Source organism: Arthrobacter sp. 08Y14, assembly GCF_002929455.1.
In the GTDB taxonomy this organism is placed as follows: Bacteria; Actinomycetota; Actinomycetes; order Actinomycetales; family Micrococcaceae; genus Arthrobacter_B; species Arthrobacter_B sunyaminii.
The window spans coordinates 118,348-137,805 of the sequence record NZ_PJIX01000003.1; the positions used below are offsets into that span (position 1 = coordinate 118,348).

The following is a 19,458-nucleotide window of genomic DNA, read 5'->3' on the forward strand; positions in this document are numbered from 1 at the left end:
CCTTCTGAGAAGATATTGGTGAGCTGCTGACGGGGGATACCCCGCAGGAAGCGGTCCGCCCCTCCACTTTTGTTTCACCCGTGTTGCCTCAGCGGCCGCCACATCCGATTGGAAGAGAACCATGTCTAATCCGCCTGTCTCGGGAGAGAAGGCTCCAGCGGCCAAACTCTCCCTACTGACCCTCACCACTGTGGTGATCGGGTCCATGGTCGGGGCCGGGGTGTTTTCCCTGCCCCAGCGCTTCGCCGAGGAAACCGGGGTGTGGGGTGCGCTCGTCGCCTGGCTGATTGCCGGTTCCGGCATGCTGATGCTGGCCTTCGTCTTCCAGAGGCTGTCCATGCGCAAGCCGGCGCTTGACGCGGGGATCTTCTCCTACGCCAAGGCCGGCTTCGGAAATTACGTGGGGTTCTTCTCCGCAGCAGGATACTGGGCCAGTGCCTGCGTTGGAAACGTCACCTACTGGGTGCTCACCATGTCCACGCTGGGAGCCCTGTTTCCGCAGCTGGGCGCAGGGGACACCCTCCCCGCCGTCGTGCTGTCCTCGGCCGGGCTGTGGGGATTCTTCTTCCTGATCAGGCGCGGCATCAAAGAAGCCACGGCCATTAACCGGATAGTCACGATCGCCAAGGTTGTTCCCATCCTGGTCTTCGTGCTGTTTGCCGTCTTCCTGTTCGACCCCGCCGTCTTCGCGGGAAACCTTACCGGGGCGGACTCTACGGGGCCGCTGTTCGAGCAGGTCAGCGACACCATGCTGGTGACGGTCTTCGTGTTCCTCGGGGTGGAAGGCGCCAGTGTGTATTCGCGCCATGCCCGACGGCGGGAGGACGTTGGCAGGGCCACCATCCTCGGCTTTTTGAGCGTCTTTGCGATCTTTGCCTCGGTCACGATCGTTTCCTACGGGGTCCTGCCGATGGAACAGCTCGCCGAGCTGCGCCAACCATCCATGGCGGGCGTCCTGGAATCGGGAGTGGGGACCTGGGGGCTGGTGTTCGTCAGCGCGGGCCTGATCATTTCGGTGATGGGGGCCTACCTGGCCTGGAGCCTGATGGCGGCGGAGGTCCTGTACGTGGCCGCCACGGAGAAGGACATGCCGCGGTTCCTGTCCCGGGTCAGCGATGACGATGTCCCGGTCAACGCCCTGCTGCTGAGCACCCTGCTCAGCCAGCTGGTCATGGTCGTCACCTACTTCTCCGAGGACGCCTTCGACTTCGCACTGGACATGACCGCGGTCCTGACGTTGTTTTCCCTCCTTTTCGCGGCCCTCTACGCCCTCAAGCTCGGCTGGAGCGGCGAAACGTATGAAGAAGCCCCGCGCCGCATCCGGCGGGGCGACCTGACCATTGCCGTCATTGCCACCATTTACTCGGTGTTCCTGGTCTACGCCGCCGGGCTCCCGCTGGTGCTGCTGTCGATGATCTTCTACGCCCCCGCCACCGTCCTGTTCGTGATCGCCCGCCGTGAACAAGGGCAGCGCGTCTTCCGGGGAGGGGAGCTGTTCCTTTTCCTCATTGCGCTGGCAGGAGCCGTCGCAGCTGTGCTTGCCCTGACCCGGGGCTGGATAGAGCTCTGAGCCCGGGACCTGGCCGAGTCCTCCTGCGGCGTGCACTTAGAGGTGCGCCAAGCTGCACGGGGTCCTGTTCTGCCGCCCCCGGGTCTGACCCGCGAACGGCTCACGCCCACCAACCGCGAAGACCTGCTGTTCGACTAGGTGACGTGGGCGGAGAACGCCCGGCGCGACCGCTGGCCAGCCCGGCACGACGAGACCCCGCGGGCGCAGGCTCTGTTCGCGACGGCGCCGCGGAGCGGATTGTGGTGGCCGGCATGCCGAAACCGCGCGCTGCCATGCACCTTGACACTGTGCTCACCTTCGCGGAGAGGGATCGGGACCTGGTGGAAACCGCCCGGGACTACCACGCCTCTGAGCGCCAGCCGTGGGACACTGCGAACAACGCCGTCGCGGTGGAATCGGGGGTGGTGTTCACGTACGACCGCAACACGCAGACCAACGCGGCGCTGCGGAACGCCGGTGTGGAAGTGATCCCCATTGTCGGGGCGGAATTGGGCCGCCGGACCCGGCGGCGGGCATTGCATGACCCGCCCGATCATTCGGGACGGGATCGACTGAAATAGCAGCGGGATCTGGAAGGTTCCCGCGCATTATGAGCTAGTAATGTGCGGAAAGCTGTTCGCATCCCATGGTTCTCGGGTATTAAGAACACCATGTAACTGTGTCCTCAACAAGGGAATTATGCAGTTTCGAAGAGTAATAAAATAGACCGAAAGGCGCTAGTTGCTGATCATGTCCATGTCTCGGTCCAAAGACTCAGCAACCTTCGTTACGGGGCCTTTATCACCGCTGATACGCCATTGTTGGCCTCGAATAACATAGAGTTCTATGGAGTAGTCGGCGGGAATGTCTTCGTAAAGGGACGATATTGCATCGAATGCCTCTACCTCGCCTGCCGCGTCTTGATACCAAGAGGCGTATATCTCCTCGCCACAGTCGACACTCTTGCCACCGCCGCTCTCAGAAGCTGGCTTCTCGCATTCATACCCTGCCTCTTCAATCACGTCACGCAGGTCTTCAATCGAATCAGGAGAGTTCGAACCGCAAGCAGATAGTGCGGTAACGACCAAAATTCCTAGTAAGCCAGCAGCAGAACGGCGCACGCATTTTCTCCAATATTCGGGATGGTTAGAATCAGTATAGCTACCGTGCATGCGCCACCCACTTCAGCTGCTTCCGGCGTCGTCCCTTGCGGCTCCGATTAACCGTTCCCGTCAGGTTGGATTGCGGTGGGGCGAGAGAGTGCCACGGCCAGCGGGAAATCGCGTCCACTAAAGGGCCCGCCAATACGAGGGTACCTAATGGAAAGCGGAACCAGACGCTGGGCGGAGCATTTTACTGGAGCGATTAGAGGACATTCGACTCGCCCCCATTTAATCACCTAGTGTGTCGAGCAGCACCCCTAGAGTTTCCATCATGACGAAACCCTCAAACTATGAGATTCATGCATGGCGCCGTATCCAACAAGTTAAGCCCCGTCCTATCTCACGGGTCATGAAAAAGGCCAATGAACAAGTAGCCAACGGTGCTGCGGGTTTCGGAAAGCGTGCCGGGCAGTACCTTGAGGGCCGCCCAGGCGCTCAAGCGGCGTTCACGCGGGGGCAGGAGATGGTCGGCAAAGGTGCCGGGGCCATCCGTTCAGGAGCCCGCAAAACTGCCGAGGCTGCTCCCGATGCGATGACGGCTTGGGGCGGTGCGGCTTTTGACTCCGTGACCCGGATGCTGGCAAGGGCTGCACGGGTGGGACTCTCGCCGCGTCGAGTAGTCGAGGCCCATCAGCAGCGGGGACACGATGTGTCCTCACTTTCAGACCTGCGCAGGCTGGATCTCGAGGAGATCGACGGAGTTCGGGGGCGCGGCCTGAATCTGTACTATCCGATCGCGGCGGCGCTTTCAGGCATGGGGGCAGGACTGGTGATCTCCGGGGGGGCCCTGGTTACAGCCGCCTCAGCCGGTGCCGCTGCGGCACCGTCCGGCGTCGCCGTTGCGGGCGCCATGACCGGTGACGCTGCAGTTGTCCTGGGACTGGCATCACGTTCGGTGGGACATGTATCGCTGTTTTATGGGTATGACCCGGAAGACCCAAGTGAAAAGCTTTTTGTGATGTCGGTGGTGAATGCCGGAACGGCGGCGTCAGCCAGTGCGAAGACCGCAGCGATGGCGGACATTTCCAAGCTCACCCAGGCTCTAATTCGTGGCAAAGCCTGGGCAGTTCTAGACAAGTCAGTTGTTGCCCAGGTTTCCAAGCAGTTCGCGAAGGCATTCAGCGTCCGGTTCACCAAGCAATCGTTGGGCAAGGTGGTGCCGGCGGCCGGGATCGTTATTGGTGGAGGATTCAACTGGGCCACGTTGGAATCAATTGTCGACGCCGCGGATACCGCCTACAGGCGGCGCTTCCTGCTGGAGAAGTACCCTCATCTCGCGGAGGAAGAGGGCGGCGGAGTAATTATTGATTCAGAAGCTTCTGACGAGGCGGACGAAACCATCAGCGTACTTGGGGAGCTGACTGTAGCGGGCGGGCCGGATCTATAAAGGAACTTAGTCACATCTACCGCGAACTGAACGCCGCATCAAACGCAGCGTCCGGCGGATCCATCGCCAGCGATCGGACAAAGGCCAGCGCCTCCGGAGCGCCGACCAGCCGGTCCATCCCGGCGTCCTCCCACCCCACTGAGATGGGCCCCTCGTAGCCGATGCTGTTAAGCATCCGGAAGGCGTCCTCCCACGGCACGTCCCCATGCCCGGTGGAGACGAAGTCCCAGCCGCGGCGCGGATCAGCCTGCGGCGTGCAGCCGGGGGTGCGCCAAGCTGCGTAGGGTCCTGGGTTTGCGCCCCGCGAGCCTGGCCCACGAACGCCCCACGCCCCGCGCCTAGCCTCGCGGAACTGACCCCGGAACGCGTACGCAGCGTATAGGCCCTCGCACGGGTAGGCCGCCCGTAGCAGCGGCACCGCCTGCGCACCGGATTCACGGCTGGCCGGTTCCATGCGCTCACATCGGCACCAAGTAGTAGCGGAAGTACACAATTAAGCGGGTATTTTTTTCCATTCCCAGCCCCGTGACCCCCTTCTAGACTCCGGTTACGCACATTCACACTCGCAACTGTTGGGCAATCACCGTAAACGCAGCACAGACGGCTTAGGGCTATTACGGCGTTTGCGCTTCCTTCGTTTCGGCACGGCACCACTGAGGCCGGCGCGCTCTTACCCTGCATACGGTGATGCCTCAATTCACTCGGCACCGCCGCAAATTGAGGAGCTTGTATGTTCAGATTAAAACGCCGCACGGCGCGCCGGTACGGATTGGTGGCCTTTTTGGGGCTATTTGCCGTGACCGGTTTTCTTCCCTCGGCGGTGGGTGCCGACGACGTCGCACCGCTGCAGGCTGATCCGGCCTATACGGTCCAGCCGCCCCCTTTTACGGATATCGCGGGGGATCCGTTTGAAGCGGACATCCTGTTTATTGCCGCCAACGGCATCACCACTGGTTTTCCGGACGGCACATACCGGCCGCTGGCGCCTGTTGCCCGTGATGCGATGGCCGCTTTCATTTACCGGCTGGCGGGGCAACCGTATTTCGAGGCACCGGCCACCTCACCGTTTACCGATATCACGCCGCAAACAGCGTTCTACAAGGAAATTACGTGGCTTGCCTCGACCCGCATCACTACCGGCTACCCGGACGGCACCTTTCGCCCGCTGACCCCGGTTGCCAGGGACATGATGGCGGCGTTCATGCACCGCTACAGCGGCACCTACTGCAGCATTGAGGCGGCACGGGATTTCCCGGCGCCCACTACGCCGCCGTTCACTGACGTGCCGGTGGACCTGCAGTTCGCCACGGACATTGCCTGGATGAAGGAGGCGGGGATCTCCACCGGTTGGCCGGACGGCACCTATCGGCCGTTCCTTCCGGTGGCACGGAATGCGATGGCTGCCTTTATGGAACGGCTGGACAGGTACAACGGCAGCCAGGGCGGCTGTAATCCGCCGGTCCCGGCGGGCAATCCGTGGCTGGGCAGCGACGAGGACGCCCTCACCCGGGCCTATTGGGCTACCGCCGCGATGAACCTGGAGCAGAAGGTCGGATACCTGGTCCAGTCGGGCGGCACCGGAGTCCCCGAATTTGGTCTGCCACCGATCCGGGGCAAGGACGGCTGCTGCGGCCTGGCTCTGGACACCGGTCCGTCCACTGCATTGCCGGTTGGCGTGGGTCTGGCCTCCACCTTCGATCCCACTCTGGCCCGCGCCTACGGCGCGGTAGGCGGAGAGGAAGCCCGCGCCGTCGGCTTCAATTCCATTGCCGGGCCCACCATGGACCTGGTCAACACCCCCTTCAACGGACGCATGTGGGAGGACCTGGGCGAAGACCCCATGCTGAGCGGAGACGCGGCAGCAGCCCAGGTGATCGGCGAACAGGGGCCCGACATCATAGCCCTGCCCAAGCACTACAACCTGAACAACTTTGAATCCCGCCGGGGCGACGTCAATGTGCTCATTGACGAGCGGCCGCTTCTGGAGACCTACAGCCGTAGCTGGGAAAACGTTGTGGTGAACGGAAACGCGGGGTCCGTCATGTGTGCCTTCAACCAGGTGAACTCCGAATACTCGTGCGGCAACGACCTGCTGCTGAACCAGATCCTGAAGGGCAGGCTGGGGTTCCAAGGTTTTGTCAGCTCGGACTTCAACGCGGCCCATGCGTTCTCCGACTACGCGAACGGGCTGGACGTTGCCGGACCCGGAACCGAGTTCTCCGGGCCGGCCCTGACCGCAGCCGTAGAGGCCGGCGAGGTTTCCGAACTGCGGATCACCGACGCCGCGCGCCGCGTGGCCTACGCCATGTTCGAGAACGGCATCATCGACAACCCGCCGGTGAACTCTTTTGTGAATCCGCAGCCAACGGACGTTGCGATTCCGGACAACATGCTGGCAGCCCATGATGCGATCGCTGAGGAGGTGGCCGAAAATGCCATTGTCCTGCTGAAGAACAGCGGTGATGCTCTTCCGCTGGTCAACGCCGACAACTCCTCGGTGGCTGTCATCGGGTCCGATGCAGACTGGTATATCGACGGCGGCGGCTCGGGCGCGGTCCAGAACCCGGCGCAGCTGACCACCATCCTGGACGGCATCACCGCCCGGGCCACGGGCGCCACCGTCACCCAGTCTCCGGGAACAGACCCGGTGTCGCTGGCGGATACGGTTCCCGGACCGTTCCCGATGCCGAGTGACGTGCTCACGAACGTCAATGCCGAGTACCGGCTGGGCGTGGACAATTTCATCGGAGAAACCACACTGGCTCGTGCGGAGCGTCAGGTAAACCTGCGGACCGGCATTTCCGCGGACGTCATTAACACGTCGCAGGTCCCCGGGATCGGCGGCCAGCTGGCTACGCAGCCCATGTCGGCGGTCTGGACCGGAACGATCGTGCCGCCGTCCACGGGAACCTACACGCTCACCCTTACCCACTTGGGCACCGCACGGCTTTACGTCAACGGAACAGAGGTCATCAACGAACCCGCGGATACCTTGTTGACGGATGAGGTAACGGTGGACCTGACCGCCGGAACCGCTGTCCCGGTTCGGGTGGAATACACCACTGACGCGCCGAACCAGTTCAACGGTGGGCTCAATGACCAGCCAGGCGCCATCGCCCGGCTGGGCTGGACTCCGCCCGAGGGCGTGGTGGCACCAAGCATCACCGCCGCTGCACAGGCGGCTGCGGCGGCCGACGTTGCCGTTGTGGTGGCCCGGGACTACACCGGAGAGGGAGCGGACCGTGGTTCGCTGGTGCTGCCGCAGAACCAGGACGCCCTGATCAACGCGGTAGTCGCAGCCAACCCGAACACCGTCGTCGTGCTTGCCACCAGCGGACCGGTGACCATGCCCTGGATCGGCGACGTGCCTGCGGTCCTGGAAGCCTGGTACGCCGGGCAGGCCCAGGGGCGGGCCGTCGCCTCGGTGCTCTACGGAGATGTGAATCCGTCCGGGAAGCTCCCGGTCACGTTCCCGGTCAGTGATGAGCAGGCCACCACTGTGGGGCCGTCAAACCCGTTCGACATCTTTGACGTGGTGAGCCCCACGGTGGAGTACACCGACGGCGTGTTTGTTGGGTACAAGAATTATGTGACCCAGGGTGCGGTTCCGCTGTTCCCCTTTGGCCACGGGCTCTCCTACACATCGTTCGGTTACAGCAACCTCTCCACGCCCGCCGTGGTGGATGCGGACGATCCGGGCGGGAACGTGTCGGTGCAGGTATCGAACCTGGGTACCCGAACCGGTCAGGAAACCGTGCAGGTATACGTCGGCAATCTTCCCGGTGACGAGCCGACGCCGGCCCGACAGCTGGCCGGGTACGGCAGCATCACCCTTGCACCGGGCGGGGTGGGAACGGTAAACATCGAACTGGATCCGCGGTCGCTCCAGTACTGGGACGACGAAGCAGATGAATTCGTCACCCCCAGCGGGCCCGTGGCCATTTACGTGGGCCGCTCCGTCTCGGACACCCGCCTCGTTGGGCAGGTGACCGTGCAGTAACAGGCACCGTGCAGTAGCAGGCAACGAATTTGGTGGAGCCCGGGGAATCTCCCGGGCTCCACCTATGTCCGGGATGGCCAACATGGTGATCACAGACCCGTCATCGGGCAAGCCGCTGATGCTGCCGCTCGGCGCCGGCACCACGTGGTGGAAGCAGAACCTACCGCGAACTGAACGCCGCATCAAACGCAGCGTCCGGCGGATCCATCGCCAGCGAGCGGACAAAGGCCAGCGCCTCCGGAGCGCCGACCAGCCGGTCCATCCCGGCGTCCTCCCACTCCACTGAGATGGGCCCCTCGTAGCCGATGCTGTTGAGCATCCGGAAGGCGTCCTCCCACGGGACGTCCCCATGCCCGGTGGAGACGAAGTCCCAGCCGCGGCGCGGATCAGCCCAGGCCAGGTGCGAGCCCAGCCGGCCGTTGCGCCGTTGGACATGCGCTTCTTCGTGTCCTTGCAGTCCACGTGATAAATCCGGTCTTTGAAGTCCCAGAGGAAACTGACCGGATCCAGGTCCTGCCAGACAAAGTGGCTGGGATCCCAGTTCAGCCCGAACGCCGGCCGGTGCCCGATGGCTTCCATGGCCCGGACCGTGGTCCAGTAGTCGTAGGCAATTTCGCTCGGGTGCACCTCGTGCGCGAACCGCACCCCCACCTCGTCAAACACATCCAGAATCGGATTCCAGCGGTCCGCGAAGTCCTGATACCCGGCGTCGATCGCCTCGGCGGACACCGGCGGGAACATCGCCACATACTTCCAGATGGCCGACCCGGTGAACCCCACCACGGTCTTCACCCCCAGCGCGGCGGCGAGCCGGGCGGTGTGCTTCATTTCCTCCGCGGCGCGCTGCCGCACCCCCTCGGGATCGCCGTCGCCCCACACAACATCCGGCAGGATGTCCCGGTGCCGCTGATCGATGGGATCATCGCATACCGCCTGGCCCTTCAAATGGTTGGAGATGGCGTAAACCTTGAGCCGGTACTTCTCCAGGATGTCGCGGCGGCTCTGGACGTACTCCTCGTCATTCCACCGCCACGGGTCCAGATGGTCGCCCCAGCAGGCAATCTCCAAACCGTCATACCCCCACTCCGAAGCAAGGCGCGCCACTTCCTCGAGCGGCAGGTCGGCCCACTGGCCGGTGAACAGGGTGACTGAACGGGGCATGGCTGGCTCCTTCTCGGGATGGAACGGGGAAACGAATCAGGCCGTCGGCGTCCAGACGCTGGACTTGCCGGCGCTGCGGGAAACGGCGTCGAGGACTTCCTGGACCTGCAGGCCGTCAGCGAACGACGGCGAAGGCTGGGTTCCGGCGGCAATCGCCTCCACAAAGTCCTTGGCCTGGTGAACGAAACCGTGCTCGTAACCCAGCGAATGCCCGGCGGGCCACCAGGCGGAGACATACGGATGGGCGGGTTCGGTGACCATGATCCGGGTGAATCCCTGCCGGGCGGCGGGGGCGGCGTAGTCGTAGAACTCCAGGAAGTTCAGGTCCTCCAGATCGAAACTGAGCGCACCGAGCGTGCCGGAGACCTCCAGCCGCAGCGCGTTCTTGCGGCCGGTGGCCATCCGGCTGGCCTCGAACGAACCCAGCACTCCGTCCTCGAAACGGCCGGTAAAGAGGGCGACGTCGTCCACCGTCACCGGGCCGCGCTCTCCGGTGCCGGGTGCACCTCCCAGCACTGCACCGCCCAGCCCGCTGCCCCCTTCACCGGCGACGGGGGAGTCCGCGGCCACCGGACGGGTGGGAACCAGGGTTTCCAGGGTGCCGCTAACCTCGGTAAGCCGGTGTCCGGTGATGTACTGCGCCAGGTCCACGGCGTGGGCACCCAGATCCCCGAGCACCCCGGAGCCGGCCTGTTCCTGCTGCAGCCGCCAGGTCAGCGGGGCATCGGGGTCCACCAGCCAGTCCTGCAGATAGACCGCCCGCACCTGCCGTACCGTGCCCACCGCTCCGGCAGCCACCAGATTCCGGGCGTGGGTGGTGGCCGGCAGTCGGCGGTAGGTGAAGCCCACCATCGCACGGACGCCGTTGCGTTCTGCGTCGGCCGCGGCGTCGGTCATGGCACGGGCTTCGTCGGCAGTGTTGGCCAGCGGCTTTTCACACAGGACGTGCTTGCCTGCCTGCAGTGCGGCGATGGCGATCTCCGCGTGGGTGGCACCGGGGGTGACAATGTCGATCACGTCGATGTCCTCGCGGGCAATCGCCTCCCGCCAGTCGGTGGTGGTCTCCGCCCATCCCCATTTAGACGCGGCGGTAGCGGTGCGTCCTGCGTCCCTGCCGGCCAGGAGCGTCAGTTCCGGGGACAGCGGCAGGTCAAAGAACCGCGGTGTCACCCGCCAGGCCTGGGAATGGGCGGCGCCCATGAAACCATGGCCGATCATGGCCACCTTCAGAGACTTGTTGCCCTGCACGCCGTCCGCCGCCATCAGGATTCAAACGCGGTGGGCAGGTACGTTTCCACGTTCTCGGAGGTCACCACCGGGGCGTTCAGGACCACCCGGTTGGGGACTTCGATCTCCACCAGATCACTCATCGCCTTGTCCTGCACCAGCAGCCGGGCCAGCCGGATGCCGTCCGCTGCCTGGGTGTGCGGATAGATGATGGTGGCCTTCATGACCCCGTCGCCGGCTTGGATCTCGCGCATGGCGTTGGCCGAGCCTGCGCCGCCCACCATGATGAATTCATCGCGCCCGGCGGCGTCGATGGCGGCCAGGACGCCGACGCCCTGGTCGTCGTCGTGGTTCCACAACGCATCAATCTCCGGTGCGGCGGACAGCAGCTGGGAAGCTGCGGTCTCGCCGCCGGCGATGGTGAAGTCCGCGGCCACCCGGTTGCTGACCTCCAGCCCGCACCCGGACAGGGCATCCTCGAAGCCCTGGCTGCGGTCCTGGGTGAGCGGCAGCGAGTCGACGCCGGCAATCTCGGCGACGACGGCGTCGGGCTGGTCGCCCACCTGCTCGCAGATATAGGTGCCGGCGCTGACGCCCATGCCGTAGTTGTCGCCCAGCACGGTGGTGCGGGCCGCGAACGGGCTGGAGAATTCCCGGTCCACATTGATCACCGGAATTCCGGCCTCCATGGCGCGAATGGCAACGTCGGTGAGAGCGGCGCCGTCGGTGGGCAGGAGCACAATGGCATCCACGCCGTCATTGATGAACCCCTCCACCTGGCTGATCTGCAGGTTGGCGTCACTGGTCCCCTCGGCCACGCGCAGGTCGATGTCCCCGTACTTGTCCGCTTCGGCCAGTGCGGCGGAGTTGATGGCACCGAGCCAGCCATGGTCCGCGGCGGGACCAGAGAAGCCGATGACTACGGTGTCCCCCTCCGCGGAGTTTCCCTCGGATGAATTGTTGGTGGGTTCGCTGCTGGTTTCCTCGCCGCTGGTGCATCCCGTGAGGACAAGCCCGCCGGCTGCGATAAACGCCGCCGTGGTTACAAGCTGCCTCCTGCCCGTCCTGCGTGCTGCCTGCATGGTGTTCTCCTTCTGTTCATGGAGCTATGCGGTGGTGACCTGCGTCACAGTAACAGAAGGCTGGCGATAAAGCGCCAAGATACTACTGGTAATCGACATAAGTGTGTAAGCTCCGTCCCATGACCGCCTCCAGCCCGTCTTCAGCAGACTCGCCGCCGCTGCTCGAAGTGCGGAACCTGAGCAAGAGCTTCGCCGGCGTCCGCGCGCTCAAGGGAGTGGACCTGCAGGTGCTGCCCGGCGAGGTGCACTGCGTGCTGGGCCAGAACGGTGCCGGAAAATCTACGCTCATCAAGGCCCTCTCCGGCGTGCACCAGCCGGACTCAGGAGAGATCCGGTGGAACGGCGAGGCGGTCCGGCTGGCCAGCCCGACGGCGGCACTGGAGCTGGGCATTGCCACCATGTACCAGGAACTGGATGTGGTGGACGGGCTGACCATCACGGAGAACATTTTCCTGGGCCACGAGGATGCCCGGGCCGGAGTGCTGCGGGTGCGCGACGCCCGGCAGCGGACCCGGGAACTGCTGGCCAGGCTGGGGCATTCGGACCTCTCGCCCTCGGCCGAGGTGGGCGGGCTCTCCGCTGCGGGCAAGCAGATCGTCAGCCTGGCCCGGGCCCTGTCCCGCAATGCCCGGCTGATCATCATGGACGAACCCAGCGCCATCCTTGACGCCGGTGAAGTGGCCAACCTGTTCCGCGTCATCCGGGAACTCACCGCCCAGGGCATCGCGATTGTCTACATCTCGCACCGGCTGGAGGAAATCCGGCAGATCGGGGACCGCATTTCGGTGATCAAGGACGGCACCAGCACCGCCTCCTCGCTGCCGGTGGCGGCCGCCACCCGCGCCGACCTGGTGAAGCTAATGACCGGCCGCGACGTCGCCCACGCCTTTCCGCCGCGGGTGCCGGTGCCCGATGCCGCGCCCGTGGTGCTGGAGGTCAGGGACCTGGGACTGGCCGGTTCCTTCGCGGACATCAGTTTTGACGTCCGGGCCGGGGAGATCTTTGGACTGGCCGGGCTGGTGGGATCCGGCCGCTCCGAGATCCTGGAAACCATTTACGGTGCACGACGGGCCACCGCCGGCACGGTGGCCGTGCAGGGCAAAACGCTGCGTCCCGGTTCGGTGCGGGCCGCCGTCGACGCCGGCATGGGGCTCTCCCCGGAAGAGCGGAAGAGTCAGGGCCTGCTGCTGGAAGAGCCCATCTACAAGAACATCACCCTGTCCACCTTTCCCCGGTTCGCCGTCCGCGGCGTGCTGAAGGAACGGCGGGAGAAAGCCGCGGCCCGGGAACAGGCCGTGGCCCTGCAGGTGAGCCCGGTGGATCCGGACCGCCTGGCCCGCACCCTTTCCGGCGGCAACCAGCAAAAGGTCCTGCTGGCCCGCTGGCTGCTGCACGGCACCCGCGTGCTGCTGCTCGATGAGCCCACCCGCGGCGTCGACGTTGGCGCCAAATCCGAGATCTACGCGCTGATCCGCGCCCTGGCCGCCGACGGCGTGGCCGTGGTGGTGGTGTCCAGCGAACTGGAGGAGGTGCTCGGGCTGGCGGACCGGGTGCTGGTGCTGGACGCCGGCCGGGCTCTCGCCACCGGCAACGCCACCGAACTGGACGAGCACGCCGTGCTTGACCTCGTGCTGAAAGGAAACGCGCAGTGAGTGAGTCCAAGACGACGGCGGTCCAGCCGCCCCCGGCCGACGGCGCCAACGCCGCCGCGGCCCCCCGCCCGAACCCGGTGCGGACTTGGCTGGGCGGTTCCGCCGGGCGCAACCTCGGGCTGGTGGTCGCGCTTCTGCTGCTGTGTGTGGTGGGTGCGGTGACTAGCGGTGACCGGTTCTTGAACGTGGATAACCTGCTCACCATCCTGCGCTTCGCCTCGATCACCGGGGTGATTTGCGTGGGGATGACGTTTGTCATCACCGCCGGCGGCATCGACCTCTCGGTGGGCTCAGTGATGGGCCTGACCACCGTGGTCGCGTCGCTGACCGCGGTGCAGCGCGCCGCCGGGGAGACCAGTTGGCTGCTGATGGTGGCGGTGGCCCTCGGCGTTGGGATGTTCGCCGGGCTGATCAACGGAGTAATCATTGCCTACGGCAACGTGGTGGCGTTCATCGCCACCCTGGCCATGCTGGTCGCTGCCCGCGGCGCCGCGGAACTAATCTCCGGGCGGCGCACGCAGATTGTCATCGAGCGGGACTTCCTGGCCGTGATGCGCTCGAACTTCCTGGGCGTGCCGCTGCTGATCTGGATCTTTGCGGTGGTTGCCGCGGCCGGATGGTTCCTGCTCAACCGCACCACGTTCGGCCGCCGCACCGTGGCCATCGGCGGCAACCTGGAGGCAGCCCGGCTGGCCGGCATCAAGGTGAAGCGGCACATCGTGTGGCTGTACGTGCTCTCCGGCACCACCGTCGGCATCGCCGGGGTCATGATGCTGGGCCGCACCACCGCCGGCACGTCCACGCACGGTCTGCTGTTCGAGCTGGACGCGATCGCCGCCGTCGTGGTGGGCGGTACCCTGCTGGTCGGCGGACGCGGCACCATCGTGGGCACTATCCTGGGCGTGCTGCTGTTCAGCATCCTCATCAACGTCTTCACGCAGAACAACCTGGACACCTCGGTGCAGCAGGTGGCTAAGGGGGCGATCATTGTGGTGGCGGTGCTGCTGCAGCAGCGGTTTGCCGTGCGCGGCACCCGCCGCAAGGGTGCGCTGTGAGGTGCGGCCGACGGAGTAACGGCGGCCACTGTGCTTCAATTGCTCAGTGGTCGATATAAGGAAAACCGCGTCTGCTTCGGCCGGCGCCAGCGAACTGTTTCAGCTGCTGCGCGACGGGCAGCCCCGCACCCGCAGCGAGCTGGCCGATCTGGTGGGCGCGGCCCGTTCCACGGTGGCACTGCGGCTGGATGCGCTGATGGAACTCGGGCTGGTGGCCCCGGTGGACGACGCCGTTTCCACCGGCGGGCGGCCCTCGGCGCGGGTGGCGCTGCAGACCGAAACGCGGGTGGTCCTTGGAGTGGACATCGGCGCCTCGCACCTGCGGGTGGGACTGACCGATTTGTCCGGAGCCTGCCTCGCCGACACGCTCCGGGACGGGCTGCTGGTCAGTGCCGGCCCCCAAACCGTGCTCGACGCCGTGGTGGAGCTGGGCACCGCGCTGCTGGCGGAAACCGGCCGGGCCGCCGGTGACCTGCTGGCCGTGGGGGTGGGGCTACCCGGGCCGGTGGAACACAGCACCGGCCGCCCGATCAATCCGCCGATCATGCCCGGCTGGCACGGTTTCGACGTGCCCGGCTACCTGCACCAACACTTTGGCGTGCCGGTGCTCGTGGACAACGACGTGAACGTGATGTCCATGGGGGAGCGGGAAGCGGCCTGGCCCGACGTCGAAAACCTGATCTTCGTGAAGGTGGCCACCGGCATCGGCGCCGGCATTATCTGCAACGGTGAACTGCTGCGCGGCGCGGACGGAGTGGCCGGGGACATCGGCCACATCCGCGTGTCCGGCGGCGACGAGCAGCTGTGCCGATGCGGAAACTTCGGCTGTCTGGAGGCGCTGGCCTCCGGTCCGGCGGTGGCGTTAAAGCTGCGGGCCGCCGGCTGCGAGGCGGAGGGGAGCCGCGACGTCGTGCTGCTGGTCAACCAGGGAAACCGCGAGGCCATCCATGCGGTGCGGCAGGCCGGCCGCGACGTGGGCGAGGTGCTCTCCGCCTGCCTGAGCATGATGAATCCTGCGGTGATCGTGATCGGCGGGTCCATGGCACTCACCGGCGAGCACTTCATTGCCGGGGTGCGGGAAGCGGTGTATTCGCGCAGCATGCCGCTGGCCACCCAGCACCTGCAAATTGTCCAGTCCGCCTCCGGGCTCGACGCCGGGATGCTGGGTGCCGGCATGCTGGCCCTGCACCACGCGCTCTCGCCCGAAAGCGTGGACGGGATGCTTGCCGCCAGGGTGGGGTAGCCGGGGCGAACTCGCTGCGGCCGAGGCCGGCTATTGACCGGTTATGGCGGTGCGCAGTCACATAACCGCCGCTGGTCCGTCATTGCTGTAGCCTGTGGGTCGATGCATTCGCATCCATCTTCGTTTGTTTTGTCCATGGGGGATCTATGCCTGTTTTGCCGACCATCCGCACCGCGTCAACGATGACACCCGGCAACGGACCTTCCGCCCGTTCCCGGGTGCTCTCGCTCGGGGCACTGGCGCTCAGCACCGTGGTTGTTCTGTCCGGCTGCGGGGGCGGCGACGCCGAACCGGCAGCCGCCGCCTCACCCACCCCCTCCAAGACGAGCGTTTCCCCGACGCCGACACCCACACCCACGCCCACGCCCACGCCCACGCAGATTGCCAACAAGACCTGCACAACGGCCGGCGCCACCCGGACGCAGAACGAGAGCGCCACCCCAACCCCCACTCCGACACCGTCCTCGTCGACGGCTGCAGCGACGCCCTCGACAAAGGCGTCTCCGTCGCCGTCACCAACGACCACATGGGCCTCACCGTCCGCCACGCCCACGCCCACGTCCGCGGCCGTGGTGTATGTCTGCACTGAAAACGACAACGGCGTGCTCCTCTGGATGGATGAAGACAGCTCCACCAAGATCCTTGCCGTGCGCAAGGAAGCCGCGGACCGGAAGGCCGCGGACGAAGCCGCTGCGGCCGCTGAACAGCAACGGATCACGGACGAGGCGGCGGCGGCGGAGGCACAGCGGCAGGCAGAGGAACAGGCACGCCAGCAGGCGGTGCCGGAACCCGCTCCGGCTCCGGCTGTTCCCGCTCCCGCACCTCCCGCACCGGCCGCCTACTACCCGAACTGCTCCGCCGCGCGGGCAGCCGGAGCCGCTCCGGTCTACGCCGGACAGCCGGGATACGGTTCGCACCTGGACCGCGACGGTGACGGCGTCGCCTGCGAGTAGTGCCGCCTGAGAGTAGTTAAGGAGGTACGACGACCGCGGCAGGGTGCCGCCGTCGTCGTCAAACCACCACTAGTGCTGCCCGTAGGCGCTCCCATCATGGTGAGCACGCAGGGAATGGCTTCCCCGCGGGCAGCCCACGCGGTGGCGTAGGTGGAATGGGTGTGCACCACGCCGCCGATGTGGTCCATGTGCCGGTACACGTAGGCGGCGGCGGCCGCTGCCCGGTAACGCTGTCCGGTAACGCTGCCGGCGGTCAGTTGCCGGACAGCACGCTGCGGGCGTGGTCGTACTTGGCGGCCAGCCGCTGACGGGTGTCCGAATCGAGCCGGGCTGTCCGGGCGGGGTCCGTGTTGTCGTCCAGATCGGCCTGCTTGACTGCCCGCGCGATGCGGTTGGCCCGCACCCGCCGATAGTAGGCATCCCGGTCCTCCTCGGCCCGCTTCGTCATGGCATCGACGGCAGCAACAACATCGGCCGGGAACTGCCGGGCCAAGTCATCCAGGGTGACCGGGGTGTCCTCGACAACGTCATGCAGCCACGCGACCGCCTGCGCCGCTTCCACATCCTCGACGGCGGCGTGACGGGTGACGTGGCCAGCCACCCGTCCGGGATGTCCAATGTAAGGAGACCCGGCTTTATCCACCTGTCCCTTGTGGGCCAGGGTGGCAACGTCCTTGGCCTCGGTCACCAGATCACGCATGAATGCCTCACTTTCTGCCGCGGATGCCACGGCGTTCCGGGATGTCCCTGAGAGCTGTTGGTCCTGAGCTGACCATAACCCTTGCCGCCGACATCCCGTCTGCGTCTGCGTGCATCGGCCTTACTAATCCCCGGACGGGGCTTACCTCCGCAGGGTGTCCCGGGCCGCCGCAAGAACGTTGTCCAGATGGATGCCGCGAAGTTGCAGAATTTCGCTGCCGGAGCCGGACTCCCCGAACCGGTCGATGGAAACCACCCGGCCGCTGCTGCCCGCCCACCGGTACCAGGCATCGCCGCGACCGGCTTCGACCGTCACCCGGGCTGTCAGCGCCGCTGGGAGGACATGCTGGCGGTAGTCCGGGTCCTGCTCGCTGAACCATTCAACACAGGGCATGGACACAACGCGCGAATGAATCCCCTCGCCTTCAAGGACCTGCGCGGCCTCGACGGCGAGGGAGACTTCGCTGCCCGTGGCGATGAACGCCAGATCCTCCCCGCCGCCGTTCTGCCAGCGAACATATCCGCCCCGGCCGGCGCCGTCGTCGGCCGCCAGGGCGAACGGCAGAACGGGAAGCTTCTGCCGGCTCAGGGCAAGTGCCACCGGCCGGTCCGCAGACGCAAGGATGCGTTTCCACACGGCGAGAACTTCCACTGAGTCTGCAGGCCGGACCACATCCAGCCCGGGGACGGCCCGCAGCGAGGCGAGCTGTTCCACGGGCTGGTGCGTCGGCCCGTCTTCGCCCACCGCCACGGAGTCATGGGAGAAAACGTAAATCACCCCCAGCCCCATCAGCGCCGCGAGGCGAATGCTGGGACGCATGTAGTCGCTGAACACGAGGTAGGTGGAGCCAAAGGGCCGCCACGGTCCGTGCAGGGCAATGCCGCTCAGAGCAGCCGCCATGGCATGTTCCCGAACACCGAAGCGGATGAACTCACCGGACGGGTTCTGCGCGGAGAACGGTTCGCCGGGAACGGCCACGCTGGTGGAACCGCTCAGATCCGCCGAACCGCCCCAGAGAGCTGCAGTGGACCGCAGAGCCTGGAGAACTTCACCGTTGGTGGTCCGGGTGGCGATGAGGTCGCCTTGATTGCCCGTTGAAACCTCTGACAGCGCCGATGCATCGACTTCACCGGCGCGGAACCTGGTCCACCGCTCGGCGTCGCCCGGGTGCTCCGCCGCCCACTGACCGTAGGCGCGTTCCCACTCGGAATACTGGTGGGCTCCGCGGTTAGTGGCCCTGCGGGTGTGCCGCAGCAACTCGTCGTCGACCAGGTCCTTGAGGCCGGCGTCGGGGGCATACCCCAGTGTTTTCTTCACCTCCGCCACTTCGTCGGCGCCGAACCCGCCGGAGTGGGCGGCAGGCGTGCCGCCAAACTTGCGGGAGGGAGCACCGATAACCGTCTTAACGGCGACAAAGGTGGGCCGCCCGGTCCTCTCGGCGGCCTGTCGAAGCACGGCTTCCACGGCGTCGAGATCGGTGATGTCGTCAATCTCGAGAACCCGCCAGTTGTATGACGCGTAGCGGGCACGGACATCTTCGGAGAACGTTTCGCTCGTGGGGGAGTCGATGGTCACGCCGTTGTCGTCCCAGATCATCACCAGGTTGTCCAGGCCCAGGGTGCCGGCGAGGCTCGAGGCTTCGGCCGATATGCCCTCCTGCAGGCAGCCGTCGCCGGCAAGCGTCCAAACGGTGTGCTCCAGAAGGTCGGAACCGGGAGTGAACACCGCCTGTTCATGGCGTGCGGCCGCTGCCATGCCGACGGCGGAGGCCACGCCCTGCCCCAGCGGCCCGGTGCTCATTTCGACGCCGGGCGTGTGGTGAACCTCCGGGTGCCCCGGAGTCTTCGATCCCAGGGAACGCCCGGCGGCCAGATCGGCCAGCGTCAGCCCGTAACCCGTAAAGAAAAGCTGGATGTACAGCAGGAGGCTCGCATGTCCGGCGGACAGGACAAAGCGGTCCCTGGCCGGCCAGTCCGGGTGTGCGGGACAGTGGCGCAGGACCCTGGAGAACAAGACATGGGACAACGGGGCCATCGCCATGGCGGTTCCGGCGTGCCCGTGTCCCTTTTCCTGCACCAAGTGAGCGGGGATGGCCTGGGCAGCTGCGACCGCCCTCTGATCCAGGGAAAAATCGAACCCGGACTGTTCAGGCAAGCGGTTCTCAGTCACACCGTCACTGTGGCGCCGCAGCCGGACATAAGTCAACGGGGTGCTGAGACCCGGGGTTTTTTGGGGGCGAAGGCTCACTTGTTCTGAGTTCCATAGACAACGCTTCGTCACGGTGGC

At 65.7% G+C, this 19,458-nt stretch carries 12 protein-coding genes and 4 pseudogenes; 8 read left to right on the forward strand and 8 right to left on the reverse strand.

Annotated features, from left to right (window positions below; all coding sequences use genetic code 11):
• Window positions 1-121: 121 nt before the first annotated feature.
• Window positions 122-1,570 (forward strand): basic amino acid/polyamine antiporter, encoded by a 1,449-nt coding sequence (locus tag CXR03_RS12955; protein ID WP_104104215.1) that lies wholly within the window; start codon window positions 122-124, stop codon window positions 1,568-1,570.
• Between the two features lie 221 nt (window positions 1,571-1,791).
• Window positions 1,792-2,125, forward strand: a pseudogene (locus CXR03_RS12960) (arginine deiminase family protein); the annotation flags it as partial.
• Between the two features lie 161 nt (window positions 2,126-2,286).
• Here the strand turns inward: CXR03_RS12960 and CXR03_RS12965 are convergent.
• Window positions 2,287-2,670 carry a hypothetical protein gene (locus tag CXR03_RS12965; protein WP_146070510.1) on the reverse strand — a complete coding sequence of 128 codons (384 nt, stop codon included), beginning with the start codon at window positions 2,668-2,670 and terminating at the stop codon, window positions 2,287-2,289.
• 313 nt (window positions 2,671-2,983) lie between these two features.
• On the opposite strand from CXR03_RS12965, the gene CXR03_RS12970 reads away from it, so the two are divergent.
• Window positions 2,984-4,099 (forward strand): EcsC family protein, encoded by a 1,116-nt coding sequence (locus tag CXR03_RS12970; protein WP_258073641.1) that lies wholly within the window; start codon window positions 2,984-2,986, stop codon window positions 4,097-4,099.
• Between the two features lie 16 nt (window positions 4,100-4,115).
• Here the strand turns inward: CXR03_RS12970 and CXR03_RS12975 are convergent.
• Window positions 4,116-4,346, reverse strand: a pseudogene (locus tag CXR03_RS12975) (sugar phosphate isomerase/epimerase); the annotation flags it as partial.
• Window positions 4,347-4,829: 483 nt separating this feature from the next.
• On the opposite strand from CXR03_RS12975, the gene CXR03_RS12980 reads away from it, so the two are divergent.
• On the forward strand, window positions 4,830-8,099 hold the full coding sequence (locus tag CXR03_RS12980; protein ID WP_104104218.1) for a glycoside hydrolase family 3 C-terminal domain-containing protein: 3,270 nt from the start codon (window positions 4,830-4,832) through the stop codon (window positions 8,097-8,099).
• Between the two features lie 160 nt (window positions 8,100-8,259).
• Here the strand turns inward: CXR03_RS12980 and CXR03_RS12985 are convergent.
• The 3 genes and pseudogenes from CXR03_RS12985 to CXR03_RS12995 form a co-directional block, all read right to left on the reverse strand.
• Window positions 8,260-9,260: pseudogene (locus CXR03_RS12985) on the reverse strand (sugar phosphate isomerase/epimerase family protein).
• A 36-nt stretch (window positions 9,261-9,296) separates the two neighbouring features.
• Window positions 9,297-10,478: a Gfo/Idh/MocA family protein gene (locus CXR03_RS12990; RefSeq protein ID WP_104104650.1), complete on the reverse strand. Its 1,182-nt coding sequence runs from the start codon at window positions 10,476-10,478 to the stop codon at window positions 9,297-9,299.
• 44 nt (window positions 10,479-10,522) lie between these two features.
• Window positions 10,523-11,569, reverse strand: a complete 1,047-nt coding sequence (locus CXR03_RS12995) for a substrate-binding domain-containing protein (RefSeq protein ID WP_104104219.1) — start codon at window positions 11,567-11,569, stop codon at window positions 10,523-10,525.
• A 119-nt stretch (window positions 11,570-11,688) separates the two neighbouring features.
• On the opposite strand from CXR03_RS12995, the gene CXR03_RS13000 reads away from it, so the two are divergent.
• The 4 genes from CXR03_RS13000 to CXR03_RS18650 all read left to right on the forward strand — a co-directional run bounded on the left by CXR03_RS13000 (window position 11,689) and on the right by CXR03_RS18650 (window position 16,472).
• Entirely contained in the window at window positions 11,689-13,221 is a 1,533-nt protein-coding gene (locus CXR03_RS13000) for a sugar ABC transporter ATP-binding protein (protein ID WP_104104220.1), read from the forward strand.
• Complete coding sequence (locus CXR03_RS13005) at window positions 13,218-14,276, forward strand: ABC transporter permease (RefSeq protein WP_104104221.1); 1,059 nt, start codon at window positions 13,218-13,220, stop codon at window positions 14,274-14,276. Before CXR03_RS13000 ends, CXR03_RS13005 begins: the two co-directional genes overlap by 4 nt.
• A 55-nt stretch (window positions 14,277-14,331) precedes the next feature.
• Entirely contained in the window at window positions 14,332-15,519 is a 1,188-nt protein-coding gene (locus CXR03_RS13010) for an ROK family protein (protein ID WP_104104651.1), read from the forward strand.
• A gap of 146 nt (window positions 15,520-15,665) precedes the next feature.
• Window positions 15,666-16,472 (forward strand): excalibur calcium-binding domain-containing protein, encoded by an 807-nt coding sequence (locus CXR03_RS18650; RefSeq protein WP_258073642.1) that lies wholly within the window; start codon window positions 15,666-15,668, stop codon window positions 16,470-16,472.
• Window positions 16,473-16,564: 92 nt separating this feature from the next.
• Here the strand turns inward: CXR03_RS18650 and CXR03_RS13025 are convergent.
• The 3 genes and pseudogenes from CXR03_RS13025 to CXR03_RS13035 all read right to left on the reverse strand — a co-directional run.
• Window positions 16,565-16,687 (reverse strand): annotated as a pseudogene (locus CXR03_RS13025) (class II aldolase/adducin family protein); the annotation flags it as partial.
• A 38-nt stretch (window positions 16,688-16,725) separates the two neighbouring features.
• Window positions 16,726-17,172 (reverse strand): HD domain-containing protein, encoded by a 447-nt coding sequence (locus CXR03_RS13030; protein ID WP_104104653.1) that lies wholly within the window; start codon window positions 17,170-17,172, stop codon window positions 16,726-16,728.
• A gap of 141 nt (window positions 17,173-17,313) precedes the next feature.
• Window positions 17,314-19,341: a transketolase gene (locus tag CXR03_RS13035; RefSeq protein ID WP_219816244.1), complete on the reverse strand. Its 2,028-nt coding sequence runs from the start codon at window positions 19,339-19,341 to the stop codon at window positions 17,314-17,316.
• Window positions 19,342-19,458 lie beyond the last annotated feature (117 nt).